This window comes from Streptomyces sp. CNH189 (assembly GCF_000527195.1).
Genome location: NZ_AZUS01000005.1, coordinates 1 through 26,821 on the forward strand (window position 1 = coordinate 1; position 26,821 = coordinate 26,821).

A 26,821-nucleotide genomic window follows, 5' to 3' on the forward strand; every position below is an offset into this window, starting at 1 on the left:
GTTTCATAGTGTTTCGGTGGTCATAGCGTAGGGGAAACGCCCGGTTACATTTCGAACCCGGAAGCTAAGCCTTACAGCGCCGATGGTACTGCAGGGGGGACCCTGTGGGAGAGTAGGACGCCGCCGAACAATCATTGTGGAAAGCCCCCGTGCCATTCGGCACGGGGGCTTTCTGCGTTTCAGGCCGGCTCCACCAGCTTGGCGTCGTACGCCAGAATCACCGCCTGAATTCTGTCCCTGGATCCCGTCTTGGAGAGAATGCGGCCGACGTGCGTCTTCACTGTGGACTCGGCGAGGTGGAAGCGGGTCGCTATCTCGGTGTTCGTCCATCCCTTGCCGATGACCGTGAGGATCTCCCGTTCCCGCTCGGTGAGTGAGGACAGCCGAGGGTCGTCGGGTGTCGGCTCCTCCTCGGTGTCGCCGACCGGCAGATGGTGGGCGTAGGCGTCCAGGAGGCGTCGCGTCAGGCTGGGGGCGACGACCGCGTCGCCGGTGGCCACGGCGCGGATGCCGGACAGCAGTTCCTCCGGCTGGGCGTCCTTGACGAGGAAACCGGAGGCACCCGCGCGGAGACCGGCGTGGGCGTACTCGTCCAGGTCGAAGGTCGTGAGGATGAGGACGCGGGTGCGGTCGCCCGCGGCGACGATGCGGCGGGTGGCCTCGATGCCGTCCATGCCCGGCATGCGGATGTCCATCAGGACCACGTCGGGGTGCAGTCGCGCCGTCATACGGACCGCTTCGGTGCCGTTCGTGGCCTCGCCCAGGACGGTCATGTCGTCCTGGCTCTCCAGCAGCATGCGGAAACCGAGGCGCTGAAGGGACTGGTCGTCGGCGACGAGGACGGTGGTCACTGCGGGGACTCCTCCGGAAGGTGCAGACGGACGCGCCAGCCCCGCTCGGGGTGCGGGCGTGGGCCGGCCTCAAGTGTGCCGCCGTACAGGGCTGTTCGTTCGCGCATTCCGGGGATGCCGCGGCCGTCGGACGGGGTGCGGGGCGGTGAGCCCTTCCCGGTGTCGGTGATGGTGACGGTCACGGCACCCCTGTCCCCGTGGGCGATGAAGACCTCGGAGGTCGTGTCGGGGCCGGCGTGCTTGAGGGTGTTGGTGAGGGCTTCCTGGACGACCCGGAACACAGTGAGCTGGCGGCCGGGGGGAAGGGTCGCCCGGCCTTCCACGCGCGTGTGGACGGGGAGGCCCGCGCCGCGGACGCCGTCGATGAGCTGCTCCAGGTCGGTCAGGCCGGGCTGGGGGGTTCGTTCGGCGGGGCTCCCGGTGTCGTCGTCGCGGAGGACGTCCAGGAGACGGCGGAGCTCGCCGAGGGCCTGGCGGCTGGTGGTGCCGATGGCGTCCAGAGCCTGGGCGGCGCGTTCCGGGGACTTGCCGGCCGCGTACTTGCCGCCGTCGGCGAGGCCGGTGATCACGGACAGGTTGTGGCCGATGATGTCGTGCATCTCGCGGGCGATGCGGGTGCGTTCGGCGGCGGCTGCGATGCGGGCCTGCTGGTCCCGTTCGATCTCGAGACGGCGGGCGCGGTCCTCCAGGGCCTCGGTGTAGTGGTGGCGGGTCCGTACGGTGATGCCGATGAGAATCGCCACGCCGATCGAGGTCAGATGCGAGCCGATCTGCTGGCTCCACCCGCCCTCGCCGAAACGCGTCGTGGTGATGGCCACCGGCACGAGCGTCAGAGCCGACGCCCACCACAGAGCGCGCAGGGGCCGGCGCAGGGCGATGTGGTACACGACGACCAGCTGGAGCAGGGCCGCCTGGAGCGCGGCCCCGGACCAGCCGTTGACCACGGCGAACGGCGTCATGGCGAGCAGCACCGCCACCGGGTGCGTACGGCGCCACAGCAGCGGGACCGACAGGCCGAGGCTCAGGACGAGCAGGAGGGCGCCGGGGACGCTCGGGTTGTGCGTGACGTTGCGCCAGCCGCCGCCGGCGAAGTCGATGAGGGCCGCAGTCACCCAGAACCCGGTGAAGGTCAGATTCCACAGGAGCGGACGGCGCCGGTCCCACGCGCGTACGGCGTCCCGGCCGCGTTGAATACAGGCGGTGAGGGGTTCCGGCGTGGTCGGCGCCCCAGCCGTCGCCGCCAGCTGCTCGCGCGTCACGAGGTCTGTGGCGGCGGATAGGTCCGCCGCGGAGGGCCGGGTCATGCCTTCGATGATCCCCCGTCAGGGAGGTCGGGACGTCGGTCCCGTGGTCCTGAATTCGGATGAGGCCGTGGTACCCGGGTACTACGGTGACCGCATGAGCTACCAGGTTCGTTCCCTGCACGCCGACGAGTGGCCCCGGGCCAAGACCCTGCGGCTCGCCGCCCTTCAGGACCCGGTGGCGCCCATCGCCTTCATGGACACCTACGAGTCCGCCGTGGCGCAGCCCGACTCCTATTGGCGGGAGCGGGCCGAGCGGAGTGCTGAAGGGGCGTCCGGATCGCAGCAGATCATCGCCGAGGGGCCCGACGGGGAGTGGGTCGGGACGGTGACCGTGCTCATCGAGAAGCCGGGGACCACGGACTGGGCCGGTGCGCCCGTCGAGCGGCTCCAGGGGCATCTGATCGGGGTGTTCGTGCGGCCCGGGCACCGGGGCATCGGGCTCACCGAGGTGCTCTTCGACGCCGGTCTGGAGTGGGCGTGGGCGCAGGGCGCCGAGCGGGTGCGGCTCCTGGTGCACGCGGACAACGCGCGGGCGCTGCGGGCCTACCGCAAGGCGGGTTTCGTCGAGACCGGGGTGACCATGACGCTGGGGGCCGCCCCGGAGGATCTGGAACTGGAGTTGGCCGTGGAACGGCCGGAGTCAGACCGGTAGTTCGGCGTGCGGCCAGCGGGTGCGGGCCTGTTCGGGGGAACGGACCAGGGCCAGGGTGGGCATGCCCCGGTCGGCTCCGCCCGCGAGCAGGTCGGGCAGCTGGGAGAGAGGGGCCACGGCCGCCACGTCGTCGAGGACGAGGGTGAGTGGTGGGTCGAGCCGACCGGAGGATGACCGTTCGGCCATGCGCCGGCCGTGCTCGACCACGTGCGAGGCGAGCGCCGTGAGCAGGGGCATGGCGCCCGGTCCGGTGCGCGGATCCTCGATGGATTCGCCCACGACGTAAAGCGTTCCCCCTTCGTGGATGAAGGAATCCAGGGCGAGGGCATCACTTCGGTGCGGAGTGCAGGCTTCGCGGACGTTGACCGTGGAGAGGGCGGCCAGCGCACGGGCGGTCAGTTGCTGTGCCACGTCACGGCGTTCGGGGTGGGCGGTGAGCGCCGCCTCGAGTTCGCCCGCGGAGCCGGAGGCCGCCTTGGGGCTGGTGCGCAGCACCCGCACGGCGTCCTGCACCTGAAGGCCCTGCGCCCAGCGGTGGACGTGACGGACGGTGCGGCCGTCGACGGCGGCGGCGTGCAGGTAGCTGCGGAGCAGGAGCTCCGCGGTGTCGCTGACGGCCTGGTCGAGCCGCGAGGTGGGGCGGACGGGCGTGAGGAGCGCGGCGGCGCGGGCGGTCGCCGTGTCCTTGTCCTCGCAGCCGGCGACGGGGGACCAGTGCAGGCGGGCCGGGGTGTCGCACAGGTGCGTCGGGTCGTAGAGGTGGGAGGGGCCGAGCTTCGCCCGGGCGTCCTTGGTGTCGTACCAGAGTGTGGGGTTGGACGTGAGGACGAGGACGGGGCCCTCGGCGTCGCGTACGGCCTGGGCGGCGGTGGCGTGGCGGGTGGCCGGGGGGCCGTGGCGCAGGCCGGGGCCGCCGCTCTCCGTGGGGGCGGACTCCCAGCCGGGCCGGGGCTCCTCCGGCGCCGATCCCGGTGCCGGTGCCGGTGCGGATGCCGCGGGAGTGGGGTGTTCCGGTACGGCGGCGGTGGGTTGCCGCGCTGCGGGCGGGGTGGTCCCGGGGGCCCTCGGGGCGGGTACCTCGTGCACGGGTTCCGGTGCGGGCGTCGGGGGCGGCGCCGCCGTGGCCGGTTCCGCGCGGCGGCGGGCGCGCACGGCGCGCCAGCGGGCCACGGTCCCCAGGACGAAGACGGTGAGGACCACCAGGATCATCAGCTGGCCGATGAGCAGGCCCCAGAACAGGCCGTAGCCGGAGAGGTCCTCGGGCGGGGTGTCCGGCCAGGCACCGGGGATGTCGTGCGGTGCGGAGATCAGGTGGCGCATGGCCAGGGGTGCGCGGGCGAAGGACAGGCCGGACGGCCAGCGGCCGTGGGCGAAGAGGCCGGAGAGACCGGTGGCCGTCCACACCATCGCGGTCATGCCGAGGAGGAACGCGAGTACGCCGACCAGCAGCCCGTCGGGGATGCCGCCCTGGCCGCCGGTGCGCCCGCGGTGCTCGTCCGGTCTCACGCGTCCCCCTCCTACGCCACCGTCGACTCGGAGTCCCCGACGTGCTGTTCCACGAAGGCCGCCGCCCGCTCCTCCGCCTCCAACTCGGCGGCGCGCAGGGCGTCGTCGGCGAGGTCGGCGGACGACTCGGTCATCGCGCGGTCGGTGAAGACCAGCGGGCGTTCGGTCTCGGTGACCAGGTGCTTGACCACCTGGACGTTGCCGTTGACGTCCCAGACCGCGATGCCCGGGGTGAGCGAGGGGATGATCTCCACGGCCCACCGGGGCAGGCCCAGCACCCGGCCCGTCGCCCGCGCCTCGTCCGCTTTCTGGGCGTAGATGGTGCGGGTCGAGGCCATCTTGAGGATCGCCGCGGCCTCCTTCGCCGCCGCTCCGTCCACCACGTCGGACAGGTGGTGGACGACCGCGACGAAGGACAGGCCGAGACGTCGGCCGAACTTCAGCAGCCGCTGGAAGAGCTGTGCCACAAACGGGCTGTTGATGATGTGCCAGGCCTCCTCGACCAGGAAGATGCGCTTCTTCCGGTCGGGGCGGATCCAGGTGTGCTCCAGCCACACGCCGACGATCGCCATGAGGATCGGCATGGCGATGGAGTTGCGGTCGATGTGGGACAGGTCGAAGACGATGAGCGGGGCGTCCAGGTCGATGCCGACGGTCGTCGGGCCGTCGAACATGCCGCGCAGGTCACCGTCGACCAGGCGGTCCAGGACGAGGGCGACGTCCAGGCCCCACGCCCGGACGTCGTCTATGGCGACGTTCATCGCCTCCGCCGACTCCGGTTCGGGGTGGCGGAGCTGGTCGACGATGTCGGACAGGACGGGCTGGCGCTCCACGATGGTCTCGTTGACGTAGGCGTGCGCGACCTTCAGGGCGAAGCCGGACCGCTCGTCCAGGCCGTGCCCCATGGCGACCTCGATGATGGTGCGCAGCAGCGCGAGCTGGCCGGTGGTGGTGATCGCCGGGTCGAGCGGGTTGAGGCGGATGCCCTGGTCGAGCGCGGCCATCGGGTCCAGGCGGATGGGGGTTATGCCCAGCTCCTGGGCGATGAGGTTCCACTCGCCGGCGCCGTCCTCGCCCTGCGCGTCCAGGACCACCACTTGCCGGTCGCGGAAGCGGAGCTGGCGCAGCACGTACGTCTTCTCCAGGGCCGACTTGCCGTTGCCGGACTCGCCGAGGACCAGCCAGTGCGGTGCCGGGAGCTGCTGGCCGTAGAGCTGGAAGGGGTCGTAGATGTAGCCCTTCCCGGAGTAGACCTCGCGGCCGATGATGACGCCGGAGTCGCCGAGGCCGGGCGCGGCGGTCGGCAGGTACACCGCCTGCGCCTGGCCCGTGGACGTGCGCACCGGCAGCCGTGTGGTCTCGACCTTCCCGAACAGGAAGGACGTGAAGGCGTCGGTGACGACGGACAGCGGATCCCGCATCTTCAGCTCAGCCCCTACCTACGAATGCCGGTGGCGAACGGGAGAGTGTTCACGAACGCGCGGTGGTGCTCGCGGTCGCACCACTCCAGCTTCAGGTACGACTTTCCGGCCGACGCCCGTATCGTCCGCTTGTCGCGGGCCAGGGCCTCGGGTGTGCGGGAGGAGACGGTGATGTAGCCGACCAGGTTGACGCCCGCGGCGCCGCTGGCGAGGTCCTCGCCGCGCTGGTCGAGACGGCTGTGCGCGGCGACGTCGCGCGGGTCGACGGTGCGGTTCATCTTGGCGGCGCGGGACGCCTCCGCCTCGTCGTTGGTCTTCTCGGTCAACATGCGCTCGATGGCGATCTCGGTGGGTTCGAGGTCCATCGTGACGGCGACCGTGCGGATCACGTCGGGGGTGTGGACGAGCAGCGGCGCGAGGAAGTTCACGCCGACCGGGGTCATCGGCCACTCCTTCACCCAGGCCGTGGCGTGGCACCAGGGCGCGCGGGTGACGGACTCGCGGGTCTTGGCCTGGAGGTACGTCGGCTCGGTGGCGTCGAGCTCGGCAGGCCAGGCGTTGCGCTGTGACATCGCCTGGATGTGGTCGATCGGGTGGTCCGGGTCGTACATGGAGTGGATCAGCGAGGACAGCCTGCTCTGGCCGAGCGGCTGGCGCACGCGGATGTCGGCCTCCTGGAGCCGGGAGCAGATGTCGGTCAGCTCACGGGCCATGACGACGGCGAGCCCGGCGTCCCGGTCCACCCGGCCGCCGCCCTGGCTGCGCATGGCGCGGGCCATGGTGTTGGCCTCGGCGGCCAGGTCGCGGGTGTAGTGCATGCAGGCGACGAGGTACGCGCGGTGCTGCTCGCTGCTGGTCGACACCATCGACTGCAGCTGGTCGTACGACTGCTGCAGCCACGCCGGGGCCTTCTCGTCGCCGCGGACGGAGACGTCCTTGGCGTGCGCGTCGGGGTCGGCGGGCAGGGTGCGGGCGAGCATCTGGATGCGGGTGACGAAGCCGTCGCCGTTCGCCACGTGCTTGAGCAGTGTGCCGAAGCGGTCGACGAGGGCCTCCTGGTCCTCGGAGTCGCGCAGGCCGACGCCGGGGCCCTCGATCTCGATGGCGGCGGTGACGGTCTTGCGGTCCGCGTGCAGCAGCACGGCGATCTCGTCGGGGCCGAACGGCGCGGCGAGCCAGGTGATCCGGCCGATGCCCGGCGGTGCGCCGACCTCCACCTCGCGCCCGTCGAGCCGGGTGCCGGCCTCGACGACACCGGAGCGGTAGGTGGCGCCCCGGCGCACGGTGCGCTTGTAACTGCGGTTGATCTCAAACCACTTGTAGAACGTGCGGTGCTTGTACGGCACGTACACGGCGGCCAGGGCGAGCATGGGCAGCCCGGCGAGCAGCACGATCCTGACGGACAGGACGGGGACGAGAAGCCCGCACATCATGCCGAGGAACGCGCCGATGACGATGAGCGCGATCTCACCCGTCTCGCGATTGCGGCCGACGATCGCGTTCGGCCGGGCGCGGCCGATCAGATACGTACGGCGGGGCGCGATCGCGGGCGACACATGGGAATCGGTCGTCAACGCCCTTCACCTCCCGTGCGGTTGGGACTGCTGTTGCGTGTGCCGGCGTGGGGGGTGTTCACCGGGTTGCCCGAGCGGGGCGGGGGAGCGGCGGAGGAACCGGATCCGCCGCCGCCGGACGGGCGGGAGCTGTGCGCGGCGACTCCCCCGGACGCGGGGTTGGACGGTCGGGGCGTGGCGGACTGGCCGCCGCCGCCCTGGTGGTCGGCGCGGGTGCTGTGGGTCTTGATGCCCTGCGCGACCAGGGTGGCCGGGGAGCTGATCACGGCGGCCGCCTTGCCCTCGGCGCCCTGCATGATGCGGTTGTTGCGGGAGCCGGCGATCTCGTCGCCGAAGCCGGGGACGAAGCGGTAGATCATCGCCGAGGCGAAGATCGCGAGCAGGATGATCGCGAGGCCGGAGACCACGGCGGAGAAGGCGTCGGGGCCGTCGTCGGAGGAGAGCGCGCCGGCCAGGCCGAGCACGATGACGATGACCGGCTTCACCATGATCACAGCGATCATGATGCCCGCCCAGCGGCGGACGTGGCCCCACAGGTTCTTGTCGACCAGGCCCGCGTAGACGACGGTGCCGAGGAGCGCGCCGACGTAGAGCAGGGCGGCGCGGATGACCAGCTCCAGCCAGAGGATGCCCGCGGCGAGGATGGAGACGAGGGAGACGACGATCAGCATGATCGGGCCGCCGCCGATGTCGTTGCCCTTCTCCAGGGCGGCGGAGAACGTCCCGAAGAACGTGTCCGTCTGGTCGCCGGTCGCCTTCGCCAGGACGTCGGTGACGCCGTCGGTCGCGGAGACGACGGTGTAGAGGATCAGCGGGGTGAAGGCGGAGGCGAGGACGGTCAGCCAGAGGAAGCCGATCGCCTCGGAGAGGGCGGTGGCGAGCGGCACACCGCGGACTGCCCGCTTGGCCACCGCCAGCAGCCAGAGGACAAGCGTGAGGATGGTCGACGCGGCGAAGACGACGGCGTACTGCTGGAGGAAGGTGTCGTTGGTGAAGTCCACCTTCGCGGTGTCCTCCACGGCGGCGCTGAGCTGTTTGACCGTCCAGGACGCGGCGTCGGCGCAGCCGCGGGCGAGGGAGGCGAGGGGGTCCAGGGCGGAGGTGGGGTCGTTGAACGTCGACCGTTCCCCTCCGGAGGACCCGCCACCTTGACCGCGCTCGCAGTAGTCCTTGGCGGGGCCCCGGATGAGGTCACAAGGGTCGCTGTTGTCCGTGGGAGTAGGGGTGGGAGCGGCCACTGCCCGGCCGGCGAACAGGACCGCGGCGCCCTGTACCGCTGCGGCGGCCGTCATGAGTTTGAGGAAGCGGTGGTTAGCGCGCATACGTGAACCCTCCGTACTCCTCGACAGCCTTCGTCATGTCGTCGGCGGTGGAGGCCTTCTGGTCGCGCCCGACCGGGACTGGTCCGTCCTTTTGCTGGAAGTCGACGACCTTCCAGTCGTTGTCCATCCACTGCAGCTGGTACGTGGTGGTGTACCAGCTCTCCGTGACCGGGTTGGTCGAGCCCTCGCCGGACAGACCGAACAGCGACGTGTACCAAACCTCGACGGAGGCGTCGTCCGCGCCGGACGCCGTCACCTTGGTGCCCACGGGAACCACTCGGGAGACGAAGGTCTGCCCGGCAGGGGCCTTGCCGTTCTTGTCGAGGCCGATGTTGGCCAGGAACTCCTGGTTGGAGTACGCCGTGTCAAGGTCGCCCTTGCGCGAGGCGGCGACCTCGGGGGTGAAGACGGCCGCCACGATGTCCCGCCGCCGCTCCTTATCGAACATCTCGGCGGAGCCGAGCACCACCGCGTAGTTCGCCGCCGCGCTTTCCGCGCCCTGGCGGGTGTGGGGAAAGCCGGCCGGGACACCGGCCTCCTCCGCCGAGACGGGCTTGTCCCCCGACGGTGCCGTAGCCGCCGCCTTGGGGGAGTCGGCGCCCCCGCCCTCCTCCGCGTCGGAATCGCCGCCTCCGCGGTTCGCGAAGGCGATGGCGGCGATGAGGAGGACCACCACGCCGACGACCGTCACCAGGCTGCGCGACGACGAACGGCCGCCTCTGCGCGCGCCACCGTACGGGTCGCCGCCGCCCTCCGGCAGGCGGGTGCGGGTCCGGCCCGTGTCGTCTCCGAGACTCATACCGCGTACGCCCCCTCAGCGTCGTGCGGAAACACCTCGTACTCCGGGTACTCCACGTACGACGGTAGCCGTACCGGCTGCCGCTCGGGCGTGGTGTGGTGACTGGACATCAGGGAAACGCAACCTCAGCCGGTGGGCACGACGGGCGGGTGGGATGGAGGGGAGCCGGGCGTGCCCGGACGGGACCGATGGTGCGGGGCTAGACGGCCATGCCGTACACGATGGTGAACACGGTGCCGAGCGATCCGATGATGAAGACGCCCGTGAGGCCCGCGATGATCAGGCCCTTGCCCTGTTCGGCGGAGAACGTGTCCCTCAACGCGGTGGCGCCGATGCGCTGTTTGGCCGCCCCCCAGATGGCGATGCCGAGGCAGAGGAGGATGGCGACCGCCATGACCACCTCGATCATCACCTTGGCCTCGTTGCCCAGGCTGCCGAAGGGGCCCCAATCCGGAGCGATCCCGCCGATAATGGTGTTGATGTCTCCCTCGTCGGCCGCAAAGAGCATGTAAGTCACCGCCCCTGTATGGGTAGTTCCGCATCCTCTGCGGGGGTGCAGAGGTCAGGCCTCATTGTCGCCGACGATGCCGCTGTCGTATGTCGACTTGACGTCATCTGTTGGCGGGTTTCGTAGGAATAGCTTGCCACCGGCGCGCGCCGGACTCCGGGAGGGGCGCGCTCCGACGGGTGAAGAGTCGTATCGTCACTCTGTGTATCACGCTGCGTAACGCCGGGCAATGAAGCGCGGCTCGTCCCCGGTGGCGCGGACCGAGCATGTCGTCGTATCTGATCACCCCGCGGCGGGCTTCTCGCCTCTACACTGTCGGGCGGCGGTGGACTGCCGGACGGTGAGGGGTGGTTGACGGTGCGTAAGGTGTGGGTCGGTGCGACTCTTGCCGTCGGCTCGGCGCTCGCCTTCGTGATGCTCCTCGTCGTCGGCGTGTACGTCGTCGCCGGGAACCTGGTGAACGGGGTGGGCGGCGGCGCGGCCAAGGCGCTCGCCAAGGGCAGTGTGCCGGCCGCCTACCAGCAGCTCGTCTCCACCTGGGGCAACCTCTGCCCGGCCATCAATCCGGCCCTGCTCGCCGCCCAGCTCTACCAGGAGAGCGGGTTCAACCCCAAGGCGCAGAGCCACGCGGCGGCGCAGGGCATCGCGCAGTTCATCCCCGGCACCTGGGCCGTCCACGGCATCGACGGCGACGGGGACGGGGACCGTGACGTGTGGGACCCGGCGGACGCGATCCCGTCCGCGGCGACCTACGACTGCACGCTGGCGTCCTATGTGGATGACGTCGGCGGGGATCTGACCGAAAACATGCTCGCCTCGTACAACGCGGGGGCGTACGCGGTCATCAAGTACGGGGGCGTGCCGCCGTACAAGGAGACGCAGAACTACGTCCAGCGCATCCGGGAGTTGGAGAAGAGCTTCGCGGCGCCGGTGGGGCGGGTGGATCCGTCGCGGCAGGCCGCCGGGGCCATCGCGTTCGCGCAGAAGAAGCTCGGCACCCTCTATCTCTGGGGCGGCAACGGCACCCCTGACCAGGGCGGACGCTTCGACTGCTCGGGCTTGACCAAGGCCGCGTACGAGAGTGTGGGGATCACGTTGCCGCGCGTGGCGAACGACCAGTACAACGCGGGACCGCACCCGGCCCGGGACGAACTGCTGCCGGGGGATCTGGTGTTCTTCTCGGACGACCTCACCAATTCCCGTGCCATCCGGCATGTGGGCATTTATGTCGGCGGCGGGTACATGATCGACGCGCCGCGGTCCGGAGCCGTGATCCGGTTCGACCCGATCGACACTCCTGACTACTTTGGTGCCACCCGGGTCACCGAAGATGGCGCGAAAGCGCTCCCCACGACCGTGTGAGCGGAGCGACAAACTCCCCCCTGAGCTGCAAAGACGTATCTCTCTTCGATAACGTCTGCGTGATCTTTCGGTGGAGTGTGGAACGTATCAGCGGGGACCGTGCGTTCCTGTTCTCGTAGCCGAGCGGACGAGCGGATCTACAGACCACGGGGGTGGCAGCACGGCGCGCGTCCGCGCGCCGGACGACATGACGAAGGGGCCGCAGCACCATGGCTGGACTCGCCGATTCCGGGTCGAACCCCGACGTCGACCTGCTCTACGACATCAACGGCCTCGCCAAGGCCGCCCCGCCGTGGTTCGACCACGTCATGGAGTTCGTCGGTGAGTACGGGGTGCTCTTCGGCCTTCTCGCGATGGTGCTCTGGTGCTGGTGGGGGGTGCGCAAGCAGGGCGGACCTGACGCGGCGTCGTCCGTGGCGGCCCTGGTGTGGGCCCCGCTCGCGGCGGGCGTCGCGGTCGTGGTGAACGTGCCGATCCGGGGATTCGTGGAGCGGCCGAGACCGTTCAACGACCACGAGGGCCTCGAGGTGCTGGTCGACGGCAAGGACGACTACTCCTTCGTCAGCGACCACGCGACACTCTGCATGGCGCTGGCGGTGGCGCTGTTCCTGGCCAACCGCAGGTTCGGACTGGTCGCCCTGGTGCTGGGCCTGATCGGCGGCTTCATCCGCGTCTACATGGGTGTGCACTACCCGACGGACGTGATCGGCGGACTCGCGCTCGGTACGGCGGTCGCGCTGCTGCTGTCCCCGCTCGCCATGGCCCTGTTGACGCCGCTGATGCGGGCCGTCGAGCGGTCGCCGAAGGCCGGGTGGCTGGTCTCGGCCCGGCCGCAGGGACAGCGCCGGCGGGTGGCCGAGCGCAGCCGGGGCAGGGCGTCGGGCGCCGGCCCCGAGGAGCGGGACCTGGCTGCCTGACGAGGGCTGGGAAAGGGCCCGCGGCCGCCGCTCCTCCCGGGGCGGGTGGGCGCGGGCCCTTTCGTCTGTCCGGAGGTCGGCTTCAGAGGGCCTGCGGGTAGGTGAAGACGCGGTCCGGGTCGAGGCGCCGCTTCAGCCGGGTCAGGCGCGGGGCGGCGTCGCCGTAGTAGGCGCGGCGCCAGTCGGTGAGGTCCGGGTCGGCGTAGTTCTGGTAGGCGGCGCCGGACGCGTGGGGCCGCATGGCCCGGTGAGTGTCCGTCAGCCAGGAGCGGATCGCGGTGCCGGGGGCGTCGGGCCCCCACGAAGCGAGGTACTGGGCCAGCACCCGGGAGCCGCGGTGCACGAACGCCGTGGCGTTGGGCGCGACCCGGTTGACCGCTCCGCCGAGGGCCGTGAGCGCGATGCTCGCCGAGCCGTCGCGGGCCTCCCGGGTCCGGGTGAGCAGGGTGTCGACGCCCGCCTCGTCGAGCGGGCGGTCGAAGAAGTCGGAGCGGGCCGCGTAGGTCTCGCGTCCCAGGGCGCCGTCGGGGCTGCGGCCGGGTGTCGCGCCCGGCAGCCGGCACTGGTCGTCGTCGGCGAAGGAGGAGCACCCGGCGTACAGCTCCATGGACTTCTGGTACGAGCGCCGGCGCAGCGAGACGCTGCTCGCGGAGGCGCCGACGCGGTCGGCGAGCCGGTCGACGGCGTTCTGCAGCTCGCCGTAGGTGCCGAGGGAGAAGACGGTGACGGAGACGCCGGGTCCGCCGCCGGTGTTGTCCAGGTGGAGCGCGGACCAGATCTCGTCGGGCTGGTCGGGGCCCCACTCCTGCCAGGCGGCGACCACGGCGGCCGCCCGCTCCCACGGCCAGGTGAGGTAGCCGGTGACGCTGCGCGGGGCGGGGTGGGTGCGGAAGCGGAACTCGGTGACGACGCCGAACTGGGCGTTGCCCGCGCCGCGCAGCGCCCAGAAGAGCTCCTGGTTCTCGGAGTCGGAGGCGGTGAGCCGGTTGCCGTCGGCGGTGACCAGGGTGACCTCGGTGAGGCTGTCGCAGGTCAGGCCGTAGGCGCGGGAGGTCACGCCGTGGCCGCCGCCGAGGGTGAGCCCGGAGATGCCGACGGTGGGGCACGAGCCGCCGGGGACGGTGAGGCCCCGCGCGGCGAGCGTGCGGTAGACGTCGATGAGCTTGGCGCCGGCGCCGACGACGGCCGTGTCACCGTCGACGCGGACGGCGTCGAGGCCGGACACGTCGACGATCAGGCGGCCGTCGCCGGAGGACCAGCCCGCGTAGGAGTGGCCGCCGCTTCGCACCGCGAGCGGGACGGCGTGCTCGCGGGCGTGGGTGAGGGCGGTGCGGATGTCGTCGGCGTGCCGCACGTAGGCGACGGCGGTGGGCCTGAGCGAGTCGAAGCGCGTGTTGTAGAGGCGGCGGGCCGTCTCCCAGTCGGCGTCGCCGGGGCGCACCAGCAGGCCGTCGAGGTGCCCCGCCAGGGCGGTCCAGTCGGCGGGCGTCGCGGGGCGCGGGGGCCTGGAGGGGGAGGGAGAGGGCGACGGGGCGTGCGTGGGGGTGGCCGGGGCGGGTCCGGGCTTGGAGGAGGTGCACGCGGAGGACGCGGCCGCGGTGGTGAGCGCTGCGGCGGTGCCCGCGAAGAAGGTGCGGCGGTTCACGGTCGGCCTTCCGGAGGTCGGGTGGGGGACGGCCTGTCCGGGTCCGGGCGGGCCGGCTGCCGCCGCGGTGCGGGTCCGCCGCCGTCCCGTCCGTCTCCCGTGGTCGTGCGGGGGCCATTGTCGGCACCAGGCCGGGGGCGCGTCACTCCCCCGTGTGGTTTTCGGCGTCCTTGCGGGCCTGGCTCCTGGCTCTTCTGGCCGGGCCGCGCCAGCCGCAGGTGCAGCGGGCCGTGCAGAAGGGCCCCTGCTCGGTGGTGGTCGTGGTGTGCGGCCGGGGAGCCGGCGCGTCGTCCTGGTGCGGCACGCGGCCCACCGTAGCGCCCGGGCGGGGCCGCGTGACGGGGCCACCGACCCGTCGTTAACGGGAACGACAGGCGGCCCGTGTCGGACGGAGCGGGGGTAGGCAGGGATGGCTCGACGACGACAGCACCGGCGGACGCACGGCATGACGGCCGTGGTCGGGGTCGTCTGCTGTGTCGGGCTCGGGTCCGCCGGGTGCGCGCGCAGCGACGCCGTGACGCAGGGACCTCCCGCCGGCGATCCGGTCCAGGTGCTGCGCTCGGCCGCCGACGCGCTGGTGGACGCCGGCAGCTCGCAGACCCGCACCTCGCTGGAGATGGCCACCGGCGGCACCCGGGTGACCATCCGGGGCGAGGGGGTCTACGACTACCGCAGGCGGCTGGGGCGGCTGAAGGTGCTGCTCCCCCAGGACCCCGCGGGCGCCGCCGTGCGGCGGCCCATCACCGAGCTGCTCGCGCCCGGGGCGCTGTACATGAAGAACCGGGGGGCGGGGGTGCCCGCCGACAAGTGGGTGCGGGTGGACACCGCGACGCTGTCCGACGGCAATCTCGTCACCGGCGGGGCGACCGATCCGTTCGCCGCCGCGGAGGTGCTGCGCGGCACACGGTCGGCGACGTTCGTCGGCCGGACCGAGGTCGCGGGGGCGCGGGTGCGGCACTACCGGGGCACCGCCGACCTGGAGGCCGCCTCGCGGGAGGCCTCGGAGGTCAACCGGGGGCCGTTGGGCGCGGCGGCGAAAGGGTTCGCCACGGCCCGGGTGCCGTTCGACGTGTACCTCGACGACGAGGGGCGGATCCGCAAGATCCGGCACCGGTTCAGCTTCGTGAACGGGGAGCGGCAGGAGCCCGTCGCGGTCGCCTCCACCACGCTGCTCTACGACTTCGGCGCCCCCGCCGACGTGCGGCTTCCCGAGGACGAGGACATCTACGCCGGGCGGATCGCGGAGGAGTGACGGCGCGCGGGCCAGGGGGCCGGGGTCCCGAGTGGCCGGGCCGAACTAGCCCTTCCGTGCCATGCGCGGTCCGTAGGGCGCTCCCTACTCTAGGAAGTCGGTGACGACAGAGTGAGGTGAGGCGCGTGGCTCCGCTCGGGAGTGGGACGGTCCCGGTTCAGGATCACGTGGCGCTCGCCGAGATCGAGCTCTGCGGGGAGCTGATCATCGCCGCTTCCAACGCCGAGGACCGGCTCAGTCCGGAGAGCATCGACGAGGTGCTGCGGGTGGCCGAGGCCCGGGCGGAGTCCGCCGGGCACTGAGGCCGCGGCCACCGGGGCGGCGGTCAGGTCCGCAGCATGCGGGCGATGGCCTGCGTCGCTTCCTTGACCTTCGCGTCGATCTCGTCGCCGCCCTTGACGGCCGCGTCCGCGACACAGTGGCGCAGGTGCTCCTCCAGCAGTTGCAGCGCGAACGACTGCAGCGCCTTGGTGGAGGCGGACACCTGGGTGAGTATGTCGATGCAGTAGACGTCCTCGTCGACCATCCGCTGCAGTCCGCGGATCTGGCCCTCGATCCGGCGCAGCCGCTTGAGGTGCTCCTGCTTCTGGTGGTGGTAGCCGTGGATCCCGCGGTCGTGATCGGTCACGATGTCCGTTACGTCCGTCACACCCGTCGCGTCCCCGGTGCTCGTCTCCACGGTGTCCGGGGTGTCCGGAGAGGAGGGCGCGGGGGCGCCGGTCCCGGTGGTGGTCATCGCGTCCTCCTGGCGTCCTGCTGGGCGTTATATACCCCTGGTGGGTATATGGTACCGAACTTCGCCGGTCCGGGGCCCGCAGGTCCGGACCGCGGGCACCGGCCGGTACAGCGCACGGGCCGCCCCCGTACTCATCACTCTGCATGATGGGCGACACTGGGGGGCGGCCGTTATAGGTGGCCGGATGATGCGCCTAGCATCAGCCTGACCGAAACCGACGCATACCGAGGACCCCACGTGCGCTTTCGTCTGACCCCCAGGGAGACGAGCTTCTACGACATGTTCGCCGCGTCCGCGGACAACATCGTCACGGGCTCCAAGCTCCTGATGGAACTCCTCGGGGCGGACACCTCCGCCCGAGCAGAGATCGCAGAGCGTATGCGGGCCGCCGAACACGCCGGTGACGACGCCACGCACGCGATCTTCCACCAGCTGAACTCCTCGTTCATCACGCCGTTCGACCGTGAGGACATCTACAACCTGGCGTCCTCCCTCGACGACATCATGGACTTCATGGAGGAGGCCGTCGACCTGGTCGTCCTCTACAACGTCGAGGAACTGCCCAAAGGCGTCGAGCAGCAGATCGAGGTGCTGGCGCGGGCCGCGGAGCTCACCGCCGAGGCCATGCCGCACCTGCGGACCATGGACAACCTCACCGAGTACTGGATCGAGGTCAACCGCCTGGAGAACCAGGCCGACCAGATCCACCGCAAGCTGCTGGCCCACCTCTTCAACGGCAAGTACGACGCGATCGAGGTGCTGAAGCTCAAGCAGATCGTGGACGTACTGGAGGAGGCGGCCGACGCCTTCGAGCACGTGGCGAACACGGTGGAGACCATCGCCGTCAAGGAGTCCTGAGCTCTTCATGGACACCTTCGCTCTGGTCGTGACCATCGGGGTCGCGCTCTTCTTCACGTACACCAACGGTTTCCACGACTCCGCGAACGCGATCGCCACGTCCGTCTCCACCCGCGCGCTGACGCCCCGCGCGGCGCTCGCGATGGCGGCCGTGATGAACCTGGCCGGCGCCTTCCTGGGCTCCGGGGTCGCCAAGACCGTCAGCGAGGGGCTGATCGAGACGCCCGAGGGGTCGAAGGGGATGGGAATCCTCTTCGCCGCGCTGGTGGGCGCCATCACCTGGAACCTGATCACCTGGTACTTCGGTCTGCCGTCCTCGTCGTCCCACGCCCTGTTCGGCGGCATGGTGGGCGCCGCGCTGGCCGGCGGGACGACGGTCTACTGGCACGGGGTGGTCGACAAGATCGTCATCCCGATGTTCGTGTCGCCGGTGATCGGCCTCGTCGTCGGTTACCTGGTGATGACCGCGATCATGTGGATGTTCCGGCGGTCCAACCCGCACAAGGCCAAGCGGGGCTTCCGTATCGCCCAGACGGTGTCCGCGGCGGGCATGGCCCTCGGCCACGGCCTGCAGGACGCACAGAAGACGATGGGCATCGTGGTGATGGCGCTGGTCATCGCCGACGTCGAGGAGTACGGCGACGCGATCCCGGTGTGGGTGAAGATCGCCTGTGCGCTCATGCTGTCCCTCGGCACCTACGCGGGCGGCTGGCGCATCATGCGCACCCTGGGCCGGAAGATCATCGAGCTGGACCCGCCGCAGGGCTTCGCCGCCGAGACCACCGGCGCCTCGATCATGTTCGGCTCCGCGTTCATCTTCCACGCGCCGATCTCCACCACCCACGTGATCACCTCCGCGATCATGGGTGTGGGGGCGACGAAGCGGGTCAACGCCGTGCGCTGGGGCGTCGCCAAGAACATCGTCCTCGGCTGGTTCATCACCATGCCGGCCGCCGCGCTGGTGGCCGCGGCCTGCTACGGACTGGTCTATCTGGTCGCCCTGTAGCCGCCGTCCCCGAGTGACAGCACAGGGAAAGGGCCCGCCCCCGTTGAGTGGGGGCGGGCCCTTCCTGCCTCGCGGCGGCACCGCCATGCAGCGCCGCGAGGGGTTTCGGGTCAGCCGAAGCGGCCGGAGATGTAGTCCTCGGTGGCCTGGACCGACGGGTTGGAGAAGATCCGATCGGTGTCGTCGATCTCTATGAGCTTGCCGGGCTTGCCGACCGCCGCCAGGTTGAAGAACGCCGTGCGGTCCGAGACGCGCGCCGCCTGCTGCATGTTGTGCGTCACGATGACGATCGTGAAGCGCTCCTTCAGCTCGCCGATCAGGTCCTCGATGGCGAGGGTGGAGATCGGGTCCAGGGCGGAGCAGGGCTCGTCCATCAGCAGCACGTTCGGCTCGACCGCGATGGCCCGCGCGATGCACAGGCGCTGCTGCTGGCCGCCGGAGAGACCCGAGCCGGGCTTGTTCAGCCGGTCCTTGACCTCGTTCCACAGGTTGGCGCCCCTGAGGGACCGCTCGACGATGTCGTCCAGCTGGGACTTCTTGTACGTGCCGTTGAGCCGCAGGCCCGCCGCCACGTTGTCGTAGACCGACATGGTGGGGAACGGGTTCGGGCGCTGGAAGACCATGCCGACCTCGCGCCGCACCGCCACCGGGTCGATGCCCGGGCCGTAGAGGTTCTCGTCGTCAAGCATGACCTTGCCGTCGACCCGGCCGCCGGGGGTCACCTCGTGCATGCGGTTCAGGGTGCGCAGGAAGGTCGACTTGCCGCAGCCGGAGGGGCCGATGAAGGCGGTCACGGAGCGGGGCTCGACGGTCATCGAGATGTCCTCGATGGCCAGGAAGGATCCGTAGTAGGCGTTGAGGCCGCTGACGTCGATGCGCTTGGCCATGGGTATCACTGCTTCTTTCGGGTCGCCGACGACTGTGTGGGGGAGCCGGTCAGCGACCGGTCTTCGGGGCCTTCCAGCGGGCGATGCCGCGGGCCACCAGGTTGAGGATCATGATGAACGCGATGAGCGTCAGGGCCGCCGCCCAGGCACGGTCGTACGCCGCCTCGGAGCCGTTGGTGTACTGCAGGTAGATGTACATCGGCAGCGAGGCCTGGGGGTCCTGGAACGGGTTGGCGTTGATGAAGTTCGTGCCCCAGACCAGCAGCAGCACGGGCGCGGTCTCACCGGTGATGCGGGCGATCGCGAGCATCACGCCGGTGGTGATGCCGCCGACGGACGTCGGCAGGACCACCTTGAGGATGGTGCGCCACTTCGGGACGCCGAGGGCGAGGGACGCCTCGCGCAGCTCGTTCGGGACGAGCTTGAGCATCTCCTCCGTGGACCGCACGACCACCGGGATCATCAGGATGGCCAGCGCCATCGAGCCGGCGAAGCCCGAGTAGCCCATGCCGAGGATGAGGATCCACAGGCTGAGGACGAACAGGCCCGCGACGATGGACGGGATGCCCGTCATGACGTCGACGAAGAAGGTCACGGCCTGGGCGAGCCGGCCGCGGCCGTACTCGACGAGGTAGATCGCGGTGAGCACGCCGACCGGCACCGAGATCAGGGCGGCGAGGCCGACCTGCTCCAGCGTGCCCAGCAGGGCGTGGTAGATGCCGCCGCCGGGCTCGGTGTCGGCGACCACGCCCATGGAGTGGGTGAGGAAGTAGCCGTCGAACACCTTGATGCCCTGCTTGACGGTCTCCCAGGTCAGCGACGCGAGCGGGATGACGGCGAGCAGGAAGGCGACCCAGACCAGGCTGGTCGCGGTGCGGTCCCGGGCCTGCCGGCGCCCCTCGACCTTGGCGGAGACGGCGTACGAGCCGGCGACGAACAGCAGCGCCGCGATCAGCGCCCACTGGATGTCGCTGTGCAGCCCGGCCGCGGTGCTGACGCCGAGCCCGAGGGCGGTGGAGGCGGCGGCGACCGCCCAGGGGAACCACTTCGGCAGGGTGGCCCCGCGCAGCGAACCGGACGGGCGGGTGTCGTGGAGAGCGTGGCTCATGCGTTGGCCCCCGAGTACTCCTTGCGGCGGGCGATGATCAGCCGGGCCGCGCCGTTGACCAGCAGGGTGATGACGAACAGCACCAGACCGGAGGCGATCAGCGCGTCCCGGCCCGTCTCGGTGGCCTCGTTGAACTTGCTGGCGATGTTCTGTGCGAAGGTGCCGCCGCCCGGGTCGAGCAGGCTGGCGTCGATGGTGAAGCTCGGGGAGAGCACCATGGCGACGGCCATCGTCTCGCCGAGCGCGCGGCCGAGGCCCAGCATCGAGGCGGAGATGACGCCGGAGCGGCCGAACGGCAGCACCGACATGCGGACGACCTCCCAGCGCGTGGCGCCGAGGGCCAGGGCGGCCTCCTCGTGCGTCCGCGGGACCTGGCGGAAGACCTCACGGCTGACGTTGGTGATGATCGGCAGGATCATCACCGCCAGCAGGATGCCGACCGTGAACAGCGAGCGCGGGGCGCCGTCGTTCCAGTCGAGGATCCCGGTCCAGCCCAGGTAGTCGTCGAGCCAGCCGTAGAGGCCGTCCAGGTGCGGCACGAGGACGAGGGCGCCCCACAGGCCGTAGACGATGGACGGGACGGCGGCGAGCAGGTCGATCACGTACGCGACGGGGCCGGCGAGGCGGCGCGGGGCGTAGTGGGTGATGAAGAGGGCGATGGCGACGGCGATCGGCACCGCGACGACCATGGCGATCACCGACGACACGACCGTGCCGAAGGCCAGGACCGCGATGCCGAACTCCGGCGGGGAGCCGCTGGGGTTCCACTCGAACGTGGTGAAGAAGTTGGCCTCGTCCGCGGCGATCGCGAGCGAGGCGCGGTAGGTCAGGAAGGCCGCGATGGCGGCCATCAGGACCAGGACGAGGATGCCGGACCCCCGGGACAGCCCGAGGAAGATCCGGTCGCCGGGGCGGGTGACGCCGCGCGCGGCACGGGTGTCGGGGGGCGCGGCCGGTCCGGGTGCCGGCGGCGCGGCGGGTTTCTGCGTGGTGGTGTCCATCGGGTTCTCCGGTCTGCGGAGCCACCGGGGCGGGCGGCTCGGTCGGAGCCGCCCGGGGCCGGGGGCTCCTGTTGGCGGTGCACCGGACGGTGCGGCCCGGCCCGGTGGGGCGCGGGCCGCACACCCGGGTCAGCTGAGGCCGGCGACGGTCTCGCGGACCTTGGTGATGATCTCCGTCGGCATCGGGGCGTAGCCCGCGTCGGCGAGCTGGCCCTGACCCTGCTCGGAGGCCATGTAGCCCAGGAAGGACTTGGTGGCGGGCAGGGTCTCGGCCTTGTTCCCGGTGTCGCAGACGATCTCGTACGTCACCAGGACGATCGGGTAGGCGTTCTCGGCGGTCGGGGTGTAGTCGAGCTTCAGGGAGAGGTCCTTGCCGGTGCCGACCACCTTGGCGGCGCCGATGGCGGCGGTGGCGTTCTCGATGGTCGCCTTGACCGGCTCGGCGGCCTCGGTCTTGATGTCGACGGTCTTGATGCCGTCGGCGGCGTAGGACAGCTCGAAGTACGAGATCGCACCCGAGGTCTGCTTCACCTGCTGGGCCACGCCGGAGGAGCCCTGCGCGGACTGGCCGCCCTCGGCCGCCCAGGACTTGGCGGGCTCGTACTTCCAGTCCTTGGGCGCGGCGGCCTTCAGGTACTTGGTGAAGTTGTCCGTGGTGCCGGACTCGTCGGAGCGGTGGAAGGCCTGGATCTTCAGGTCGGGGAGGTCGGCGTCGGCGTTGAGCTTGGCGATCGCCGGGTCGTCCCACTTGGTGATCTTGTTGTCGAAGATCTTCGCGAGGGTGGGGGCGTCCAGGGCGAGGGTGTCGACGCCGGGGACGTTGAAGCCGACCGCGATCGGGCCGCCGACCATCGGCAGGTCGATGCCCTGGCCGTCGGCGCAGATCTTCTTCGACGCCTCGACCTCTTCGGGCTTCAGCGCGGAGTCCGAACCCGCGAACGCGGTCTGGCCCTGCGTGAACGCGGTGATGCCGGCGCCCGAACCGGTCGGGTTGTAGTTGATCTGCACGTCCTTGCAGGCCGCGGTGTACTGGCGCACCCAGGCGTCGATCGCGTTCTTCTGGGCGGAGGAGCCGGAGGCCTGGAGCTGGCCCTTGGCGTCGCCGCAGTCGACGGTGCCGGCCTGCGCGGTCGCCGAGGCGTCGGTGCCGCCGCCGTTGGTGCCGGTGTCGTCGGAGCCGCACGCCGTGAGCGCCAGGGCGCCGGAGACGGCGAGAGCACCGAGAGCGAGGGCCCGCCGGTTCATGCGCTGAAGCTTCACTTGTGTTCCTTCCAGTGGCCGCCGTCCTGAATGCGGCGGCGTGCGAAGTGTGGGGAGGCGGTCGCCTCCTCTGTCAAAGCGTTCGTGTACGGGCGAACCGCACCGCGTAAGGCCGAAATTAGGCAGAAGAGGTGAAGCGGCCGATGGCCGTACATGAACGAGGGGTGAACCCCTGAGGACGGTGCGGTGAGGTCGCGGCGCGCGGGGCCGGAGGGGCGGGTGACGCGCTCAGCGGGCCGGGGGCAGGACGGCGAGCAGGGCGTCCACCAGGCCGGCGTCCATCGGTGAGGTGAGACGGCGGCGGGCGGCGTCCGGGGGGAGCCAGAGGATCCGGTCGACCTCGTCGCTCGGGACGAAGGTGCCGGACACGGCCTCGGCCGCCCAGTAGCGGACCCGCTTCGGGCGGCCCTGCGCGAGGTAGCGGGTGCCGGGCAGCTCGGCGGACGGCGCGGCGGTGTGACCGGTCTCCTCGGCGACCTCGCGCAGCGCGCCGGCCAGCGGGTCCTCGCCGCGCTTCAGCTTGCCCTTGGGCCAGGACCAGTCGTCGTACTTGGGGCGGTGCACCAGGCACAGCTCCAGCTCGCCGGTGACGGGGGAGGGGCGCCACAGGACACAGCCGGCGGCCTGGACGACGAGGGTGCCGTTCCGGGCGGGGCGGGGGGTGCGCACCGGGTGCCTCCTTAAGGTCGTGGCGGTGGCCTTACGGCGAGTCCGCGGCCGGCTTCTGCCAGGCCCGCTGGAACGCGTACCGCGCCGCCTCCACCTCGTGCCGCTGGTCGGCGTGGAGCACGCCCAGGGCGTACGCGGTGGCCGGTGCGATCCGCGGGGTACGGGCCGCCTGCGCGGCGGCCGCGGCGGCCTCGGCGGCGTCGCGGTGCCGGTCGAGCGCCTCGCTCGCCGCGAGCAGCCGGGGGTCGGCGCCGGGGCCGTCGCCGGACCCGTCGCACAGGACCTCGCGGGCGTAGCGGTGCAGGCGCAGCAGCAGGCGGACCTGATGCCAGGGGGCGTCCTGCGGATGCGGCGCGAGGTCCGGGGACAGGCCGTGGACCAGCGCCTCGGCGTTGTACGGGCTGCCCGCGGTGAGCAGGGGCAGCGCGGCGACGGCGTCGTCGAGCCGCTCGCGCGCGGCGTCCGCCAGCGGGCGCAGGTCGGCGCCGTCGGCCGCCGGGGCCAGCGGTACCTCGCTGGCGAGCACCGCCACCTGGTCGGCGAGGGCGTGGAACCGGGACGACCCGAGCGCCTGCAGCGCGGTGGAGTGCGCCCGCGTCCGGGCCGGCGTGAGCTGCCGGTCCAGGAGCGCCCCGGCCTTGGCCGCCCCGACGGTGAGGTGACCCCGGCCGGGGGAGGGGCGGGGGGTGCGGGCGCCGTCGGGACGGGCGCTCCCTTCGGGACGCCGGTCGGCGGCGTGACGGTCGTCCGGGGCCGGGACGGTGGCGGTCACGGTGCCGGTGCGGCGGGCCGCGGCGGACCGCGTCCCGGTCGCGCGGGGGGCGCCGGACGCCGGGGCGGCGGGGCGGGGCACGTCGGGCGGGGTGCCGCCGGAGGGCGTGGGCGCGCCGGGAATGTGGGGCGTGGGCCGGCCGGCGGATGCGCCGAGGTGGCGGGTGGGGGCCGGGGTGTCCTCGGCGGGCACCGCCGACGGTCCGTCGGGGGTGCCCGCGTCGTGGGCGGACGCGCCGGGAATGTGGGGCGTGGGCCGGCCGGCGGATGCGCCGAGGTGGCGGGTGGGGGCCGGGGTGTCCTCGGCGGGCACCGCCGACGGTCCACCGGGGGTGTTCGCGTCGTGGGCGGACGCGCCGTGGCGCCGCGCGGCGGACACCGGCCCGCCGGGGTCACCGGTGGCGGGGGCCGGGCGCCGCGGGCCGTCCTCGGTGAGGGCGGCGGGCCCACCGGGGCCGGCCGACGGGCCGCGGTCACGGGCGGCGGGGGCCGGCCCGCCGGCGCCGGACCGTGTCGTGGAGGCGTCGGGGGACCGGGCCGGGCCCGGGGTGTCCTCCGCCCCGGCGACCGCCGAAGCGGGCGTTCGCCGCGACCGGGGCGGGGGCATCCGGACGCCGGGCGGGATGTCCGGGGTGCCCGAGAGGCGATGGAGGGCGAGGAGGAGCTGGTTCAGGCGGGACGCGCAGGCGTCCTCCAGGGACAGCGTGCCGGACACCCACGCCAGTTCGGGCCCCAGCGCCTGCGACCAGGCCGGGTCCAGCACCGGCTGGAAGGTGTACAGCCCGGCGCTGATGCGGCGGGCCGCACGCCGCAGCGCGCGGGCCGCCTCGGCGGAGTCCTCCGACGCCGCGCCCGCACCGGACTCCCGGTGCAGGCGCAGCGCGCGGAGGAACTCGGTCGCCCGGTCCCGCAGGTGGCGGGCCAGGACGTCCGCCGGTACCGGACCGGCCGTCGGATCATGGTGCTGCTGTGCCACGCCGGCGCCTCCGGGCGTCTATGAGCATCTCCTGGATGTTGCGCAGCGGCTGGCCGTCCGCGTCGGTCGAGTGCCGGGTCCACTCGCCGTCCGCACCGAGGTGCCAGGACGACGTGGTGTCCGACATCCCCGTCTCCAGCAGCCGGTTCAGCGCGGCCCGGTGCGCCGGGTCGGTGACCCGCACCAGCGCCTCGATCCTGCGGTCGAGGTTGCGGTGCATCATGTCGGCGCTGCCGAGCCACACCTCCGGCTCACCTCCGTTGCCGAAGGCGAACACCCGGGAGTGCTCCAGGAAGCGGCCGAGCACGGACCGCACCCGCACGTTCTCCGACAGACCCGGCACCCCGGGCCGGATCGCGCAGATGCCGCGCACCCAGATGTCGACCGGGACGCCCGCCTGGGACGCCCGGTAGCAGGCGTCGATGACGGCCTCGTCGACCATCGAGTTGACCTTGATGCGGACGTAGGCGGGCCGCCCGGCACGGTGGTGCTGTGCCTCCTTGTCGATCCGCGAGATCAGGCCGTCGCGCAGTGACTTGGGGGCGACCAGCAGCCGGCGGTAGGTCTCGCGGCGGGAGTAGCCGGAGAGCCGGTTGAACAGGTCGGAGAGGTCCGCGCCGACCTGCGGGTCGGCGGTGAGCACGCCGAGGTCCTCGTAGAGCCGGGCCGTCTTCGGGTGGTAGTTGCCGGTGCCGACGTGGCTGTACCGGCGTAGCGTCTCGCCCTCCTGACGGACCACCAGCGACAGCTTGCAGTGGGTCTTCAGGCCGACCAGGCCGTAGACGACGTGGCAACCCGCCTCCTCCAGCTTGCGCGCCCACTTGATGTTGGCGTGCTCGTCGAAGCGGGCCTTGATCTCGACCAGCACCAGGACCTGCTTGCCGGACTCGGCGGCGTCGATGAGCGCGTCGACTATCGGGGAGTCGCCGGAGGTCCGGTACAGGGTCTGCTTGATGGCCAGCACGTCCGGGTCGGCCGCCGCCTGCTCCAGGAACGCCTGCACCGACGTCGAGAAGGAGTCGTACGGGTGGTGCAGCAGCACGTCCCGGCTGCGCAGCGCGGCGAAGATGTCCGGCGCGGACGCCGACTCCACCTCGGCCAGGTCGCGGTGGGTGCCCGCGACGAACTTCGGGTACTTCAGCTCCGGCCGGTCCAGGCTGTGGATGCGGAACAGGCCGGTGAGGTCGAGCGGGCCGGGCAGCGGGTACACCTCGGCCTCGCCGATCTTCAGCTCCCGCACCAGCAGGTCCAGGACCTCCCGGTCGACGGACTCCTCGACCTCCAGGCGCACCGGCGGGCCGAAGCGGCGCCGCATGAGCTCCTTCTCCAGCGCCTGGAGCAGGTTCTCCGCGTCGTCCTCCTCGACCTCGAGGTCCTCGTTGCGGGTGAGCCGGAAGGCGTGGTGCTCCAGTACCTCCATGCCCGGGAACAGCTCCTCCAGGTGGGCGGCGATGACGTCCTCGATGGGGACGTAGCGGCCGGGGGAACTCTCCAGGAAGCGGGACAGCAGCGGTGGCACCTTCACCCGGGCGAAGTGCCGGTGCCCGGTGACCGGGTTGCGCACCACGACGGCCAGGTTCAGGGACAGGCCCGAGATGTAGGGGAAGGGGTGCGCCGGGTCGACCGCGAGGGGGGTCAGCACCGGGAAGATCTGGTGCCGGAACAGGGTGAACAGGCGGGCCTGCTCCTTCTCCGCGAGCTCGTTCCAGCGGACCAGGTGGATGCCCTCGTCCGCGAGTGCGGGGGCGACGTCCTCGTGGTAGCAGGCGGCGTGCCGGGCCATCAGCTCGCGGGAGCGGGCCCAGATCATCTCCAGCACCTCGCGCGGCTGGAGGCCGGAGGCGGAGCGGGTGGCGACGCCGGTGGCTATGCGGCGCTTGAGTCCGGCCACCCGGACCATGAAGAACTCGTCCAGGTTGCTGGCGAAGATCGCGAGGAAGTTCGCCCGCTCCAGCAGCGGGGTCTCGGGATCCTCGGCCAGTTCGAGCACGCGCTCGTTGAACGCCAGCCAACTGCGCTCGCGGTCGAGGAAACGGCCCTGCGGCAGCGGGGTGGCACCGTCGGTGTGCGCCTCCTCGTAGCCGTCCAGGTCGGCGTCGATGTCGGGTTCCAGGTCGGAGACCACTCCGGCCACGGTGTGCGGCCGGTGCGCGGCGATGGAGCCCACGGAGGGCTGCGAGTGCTGTACCTGTGCCTGGGTGTCGGGCTGGCTCATGACCCCATTCTTCCGCGCGAAGGGCGTCACGGGCGCGTCGGAGAACGCGGGTGGGAGCGGTGGTGGCCCTGAGGCGTTCCCGTTCCTCCCGTTCACCCGGCGGGGTGAGGGCTGGGGCGCGGCGGGATGCATTCACCGAGCGTCGCAAGGCCGTCTGAATCCGTGGTTACGACGACATGACGTCCAGGGCAGCGGGCGGTGGCCCGCGGGGGCGCGGCGGA

24 protein-coding genes, 1 rRNA gene and 2 pseudogenes are annotated in these 26,821 nt (G+C 71.7%); 8 read left to right on the plus strand and 19 right to left on the minus strand.

Annotated features, from left to right (window positions below; translation table 11 throughout):
• Window positions 1-12: 12 nt before the first annotated feature.
• A 5S ribosomal RNA gene (gene rrf / locus B100_RS0108550) occupies window positions 13-129 on the plus strand.
• 50 nt (window positions 130-179) lie between these two features.
• Here rrf and B100_RS0108555 read toward each other — a convergent pair.
• Together B100_RS0108555 and B100_RS0108560 are read right to left on the minus strand one after the other, a co-directional pair.
• Window positions 180-851, minus strand: a complete 672-nt coding sequence (locus B100_RS0108555) for a response regulator transcription factor (protein ID WP_024884026.1) — start codon at window positions 849-851, stop codon at window positions 180-182.
• Window positions 848-2,155, minus strand: a complete 1,308-nt coding sequence (locus tag B100_RS0108560) for a histidine kinase (RefSeq protein WP_024884027.1) — start codon at window positions 2,153-2,155, stop codon at window positions 848-850. The genes B100_RS0108555 and B100_RS0108560 overlap by 4 nt, the downstream gene beginning before the upstream one ends.
• 94 nt (window positions 2,156-2,249) lie before the next feature.
• On the opposite strand from B100_RS0108560, the gene B100_RS0108565 reads away from it, so the two are divergent.
• Entirely contained in the window at window positions 2,250-2,807 is a 558-nt protein-coding gene (locus tag B100_RS0108565; protein ID WP_024884028.1) for a GNAT family N-acetyltransferase, read from the plus strand.
• Here the strand turns inward: B100_RS0108565 and B100_RS0108570 are convergent.
• From B100_RS0108570 to B100_RS0108600, 6 genes are all read right to left on the minus strand, one after another.
• Window positions 2,796-4,313, minus strand: a complete 1,518-nt coding sequence (locus B100_RS0108570; RefSeq protein ID WP_024884029.1) for a type IV secretory system conjugative DNA transfer family protein — start codon at window positions 4,311-4,313, stop codon at window positions 2,796-2,798. The two genes, B100_RS0108565 and B100_RS0108570, sit on opposite strands and share 12 nt — an antisense overlap.
• 11 nt (window positions 4,314-4,324) lie before the next feature.
• On the minus strand, window positions 4,325-5,734 hold the full coding sequence (locus B100_RS0108575; RefSeq protein WP_024884030.1) for an ATP-binding protein: 1,410 nt from the start codon (window positions 5,732-5,734) through the stop codon (window positions 4,325-4,327).
• A 14-nt stretch (window positions 5,735-5,748) separates the two neighbouring features.
• Window positions 5,749-7,308 carry an SCO6880 family protein gene (locus B100_RS0108580; protein WP_024884031.1) on the minus strand — a complete coding sequence of 520 codons (1,560 nt, stop codon included), beginning with the start codon at window positions 7,306-7,308 and terminating at the stop codon, window positions 5,749-5,751.
• Entirely contained in the window at window positions 7,305-8,630 is a 1,326-nt protein-coding gene (locus B100_RS0108585; protein ID WP_024884032.1) for a hypothetical protein, read from the minus strand. The genes B100_RS0108580 and B100_RS0108585 overlap by 4 nt, the downstream gene beginning before the upstream one ends.
• Complete coding sequence (locus B100_RS0108590; protein WP_024884033.1) at window positions 8,620-9,429, minus strand: hypothetical protein; 810 nt, start codon at window positions 9,427-9,429, stop codon at window positions 8,620-8,622. The genes B100_RS0108585 and B100_RS0108590 overlap by 11 nt, the downstream gene beginning before the upstream one ends.
• Before the next feature lie 199 nt (window positions 9,430-9,628).
• Complete coding sequence (locus B100_RS0108600) at window positions 9,629-9,937, minus strand: hypothetical protein (RefSeq protein ID WP_024884034.1); 309 nt, start codon at window positions 9,935-9,937, stop codon at window positions 9,629-9,631.
• Window positions 9,938-10,351: 414 nt separating this feature from the next.
• Between B100_RS0108600 and B100_RS0108605 the strand changes: the two genes are divergently transcribed.
• Both B100_RS0108605 and B100_RS0108610 read left to right on the plus strand, forming a co-directional pair.
• Entirely contained in the window at window positions 10,352-11,299 is a 948-nt protein-coding gene (locus B100_RS0108605) for a bifunctional lytic transglycosylase/C40 family peptidase (RefSeq protein ID WP_486585616.1), read from the plus strand.
• A 209-nt stretch (window positions 11,300-11,508) separates the two neighbouring features.
• Window positions 11,509-12,216 (plus strand): phosphatase PAP2 family protein, encoded by a 708-nt coding sequence (locus B100_RS0108610; RefSeq protein WP_024884036.1) that lies wholly within the window; start codon window positions 11,509-11,511, stop codon window positions 12,214-12,216.
• A gap of 82 nt (window positions 12,217-12,298) precedes the next feature.
• On the opposite strand, the gene B100_RS0108615 is transcribed toward B100_RS0108610, so the two are convergent.
• Both B100_RS0108615 and B100_RS37215 read right to left on the minus strand, forming a co-directional pair.
• On the minus strand, window positions 12,299-13,861 hold the full coding sequence (locus B100_RS0108615; protein ID WP_024884037.1) for an FAD-binding oxidoreductase: 1,563 nt from the start codon (window positions 13,859-13,861) through the stop codon (window positions 12,299-12,301).
• Window positions 13,862-14,003: 142 nt separating this feature from the next.
• Window positions 14,004-14,165, minus strand: a complete 162-nt coding sequence (locus B100_RS37215; protein ID WP_186568127.1) for a hypothetical protein — start codon at window positions 14,163-14,165, stop codon at window positions 14,004-14,006.
• Between the two features lie 105 nt (window positions 14,166-14,270).
• On the opposite strand from B100_RS37215, the gene B100_RS0108620 reads away from it, so the two are divergent.
• Both B100_RS0108620 and B100_RS35355 read left to right on the plus strand, forming a co-directional pair.
• Window positions 14,271-15,113, plus strand: a complete 843-nt coding sequence (locus tag B100_RS0108620) for an SCO4651 family lipoprotein (RefSeq protein ID WP_024884038.1) — start codon at window positions 14,271-14,273, stop codon at window positions 15,111-15,113.
• A gap of 116 nt (window positions 15,114-15,229) precedes the next feature.
• The gene (locus B100_RS35355) at window positions 15,230-15,415 is read left to right on the plus strand and encodes a hypothetical protein (protein ID WP_024884039.1); all 186 of its coding nucleotides are present in this window, start codon (window positions 15,230-15,232) and stop codon (window positions 15,413-15,415) included.
• A 23-nt stretch (window positions 15,416-15,438) separates the two neighbouring features.
• On the opposite strand, the gene B100_RS0108630 is transcribed toward B100_RS35355, so the two are convergent.
• Window positions 15,439-15,849, minus strand: a complete 411-nt coding sequence (locus B100_RS0108630; RefSeq protein WP_024884040.1) for a metal-sensitive transcriptional regulator — start codon at window positions 15,847-15,849, stop codon at window positions 15,439-15,441.
• A gap of 237 nt (window positions 15,850-16,086) precedes the next feature.
• Between B100_RS0108630 and B100_RS0108635 the strand changes: the two genes are divergently transcribed.
• Together B100_RS0108635 and B100_RS0108640 are read left to right on the plus strand one after the other, a co-directional pair.
• Complete coding sequence (locus tag B100_RS0108635) at window positions 16,087-16,707, plus strand: DUF47 domain-containing protein (protein ID WP_024884041.1); 621 nt, start codon at window positions 16,087-16,089, stop codon at window positions 16,705-16,707.
• Between the two features lie 7 nt (window positions 16,708-16,714).
• Window positions 16,715-17,713 (plus strand): inorganic phosphate transporter, encoded by a 999-nt coding sequence (locus B100_RS0108640; protein WP_024884042.1) that lies wholly within the window; start codon window positions 16,715-16,717, stop codon window positions 17,711-17,713.
• Window positions 17,714-17,823: 110 nt separating this feature from the next.
• Here the strand turns inward: B100_RS0108640 and pstB are convergent, their stop codons facing one another.
• The 8 genes and pseudogenes from pstB to B100_RS0108675 form a co-directional block, all read right to left on the minus strand.
• Window positions 17,824-18,600 (minus strand): phosphate ABC transporter ATP-binding protein PstB, encoded by a 777-nt coding sequence (gene pstB / locus B100_RS0108645; RefSeq protein WP_024884043.1) that lies wholly within the window; start codon window positions 18,598-18,600, stop codon window positions 17,824-17,826.
• A gap of 49 nt (window positions 18,601-18,649) precedes the next feature.
• Complete coding sequence (pstA, locus tag B100_RS0108650) at window positions 18,650-19,708, minus strand: phosphate ABC transporter permease PstA (RefSeq protein ID WP_024884044.1); 1,059 nt, start codon at window positions 19,706-19,708, stop codon at window positions 18,650-18,652.
• Window positions 19,705-20,709 carry a phosphate ABC transporter permease subunit PstC gene (pstC, locus tag B100_RS0108655; RefSeq protein ID WP_024884045.1) on the minus strand — a complete coding sequence of 335 codons (1,005 nt, stop codon included), beginning with the start codon at window positions 20,707-20,709 and terminating at the stop codon, window positions 19,705-19,707. Before pstC ends, pstA begins: the two co-directional genes overlap by 4 nt.
• Before the next feature lie 129 nt (window positions 20,710-20,838).
• Window positions 20,839-21,969, minus strand: a complete 1,131-nt coding sequence (gene pstS, locus B100_RS0108660; RefSeq protein WP_024884046.1) for a phosphate ABC transporter substrate-binding protein PstS — start codon at window positions 21,967-21,969, stop codon at window positions 20,839-20,841.
• Between the two features lie 228 nt (window positions 21,970-22,197).
• Window positions 22,198-22,638, minus strand: a complete 441-nt coding sequence (locus B100_RS0108665; RefSeq protein ID WP_024884047.1) for an NUDIX hydrolase — start codon at window positions 22,636-22,638, stop codon at window positions 22,198-22,200.
• 31 nt (window positions 22,639-22,669) lie between these two features.
• Window positions 22,670-23,467: pseudogene (locus B100_RS37540) on the minus strand (CHAD domain-containing protein); the annotation flags it as partial.
• A gap of 684 nt (window positions 23,468-24,151) precedes the next feature.
• A pseudogene (locus tag B100_RS37545) lies at window positions 24,152-24,385 on the minus strand (CHAD domain-containing protein); the annotation flags it as partial.
• Window positions 24,366-26,732 carry an RNA degradosome polyphosphate kinase gene (locus B100_RS0108675; protein WP_486585606.1) on the minus strand — a complete coding sequence of 789 codons (2,367 nt, stop codon included), beginning with the start codon at window positions 26,730-26,732 and terminating at the stop codon, window positions 24,366-24,368. The gene B100_RS0108675 and the pseudogene B100_RS37545, both read right to left, overlap by 20 nt.
• Window positions 26,733-26,821: the final 89 nt, after the last annotated feature.

Bases quoted from the DNA above. Each gene is read 5' to 3' on its own strand.
- B100_RS0108610 (WP_024884036.1), top strand. From the start codon at position 11,509: ATGGCTGGACTCGCCGATTCCGGGTCGAACCCCGACGTCGACCTGCTC.
- pstA (WP_024884044.1), bottom strand. From the start codon at position 19,708: ATGAGCCACGCTCTCCACGACACCCGCCCGTCCGGTTCGCTGCGCGGG.
- B100_RS0108675 (WP_486585606.1), bottom strand. From the start codon at position 26,732: ATGCATCCCGCCGCGCCCCAGCCCTCACCCCGCCGGGTGAACGGGAGG.
- B100_RS0108630 (WP_024884040.1), bottom strand. From the start codon at position 15,849: ATGACCACCACCGGGACCGGCGCCCCCGCGCCCTCCTCTCCGGACACC.
- pstC (WP_024884045.1), bottom strand. From the start codon at position 20,709: ATGGACACCACCACGCAGAAACCCGCCGCGCCGCCGGCACCCGGACCG.
- B100_RS0108560 (WP_024884027.1), bottom strand. From the start codon at position 2,155: ATGACCCGGCCCTCCGCGGCGGACCTATCCGCCGCCACAGACCTCGTG.
- B100_RS0108575 (WP_024884030.1), bottom strand. From the start codon at position 5,734: ATGCGGGATCCGCTGTCCGTCGTCACCGACGCCTTCACGTCCTTCCTG.
- B100_RS0108585 (WP_024884032.1), bottom strand. From the start codon at position 8,630: ATGCGCGCTAACCACCGCTTCCTCAAACTCATGACGGCCGCCGCAGCG.
- B100_RS0108590 (WP_024884033.1), bottom strand. From the start codon at position 9,429: ATGAGTCTCGGAGACGACACGGGCCGGACCCGCACCCGCCTGCCGGAG.
- B100_RS0108620 (WP_024884038.1), top strand. From the start codon at position 14,271: ATGGCTCGACGACGACAGCACCGGCGGACGCACGGCATGACGGCCGTG.
- B100_RS0108640 (WP_024884042.1), top strand. From the start codon at position 16,715: ATGGACACCTTCGCTCTGGTCGTGACCATCGGGGTCGCGCTCTTCTTC.
- B100_RS0108605 (WP_486585616.1), top strand. From the start codon at position 10,352: ATGCTCCTCGTCGTCGGCGTGTACGTCGTCGCCGGGAACCTGGTGAAC.
- pstB (WP_024884043.1), bottom strand. From the start codon at position 18,600: ATGGCCAAGCGCATCGACGTCAGCGGCCTCAACGCCTACTACGGATCC.
- B100_RS0108565 (WP_024884028.1), top strand. From the start codon at position 2,250: ATGAGCTACCAGGTTCGTTCCCTGCACGCCGACGAGTGGCCCCGGGCC.
- B100_RS0108600 (WP_024884034.1), bottom strand. From the start codon at position 9,937: ATGCTCTTTGCGGCCGACGAGGGAGACATCAACACCATTATCGGCGGG.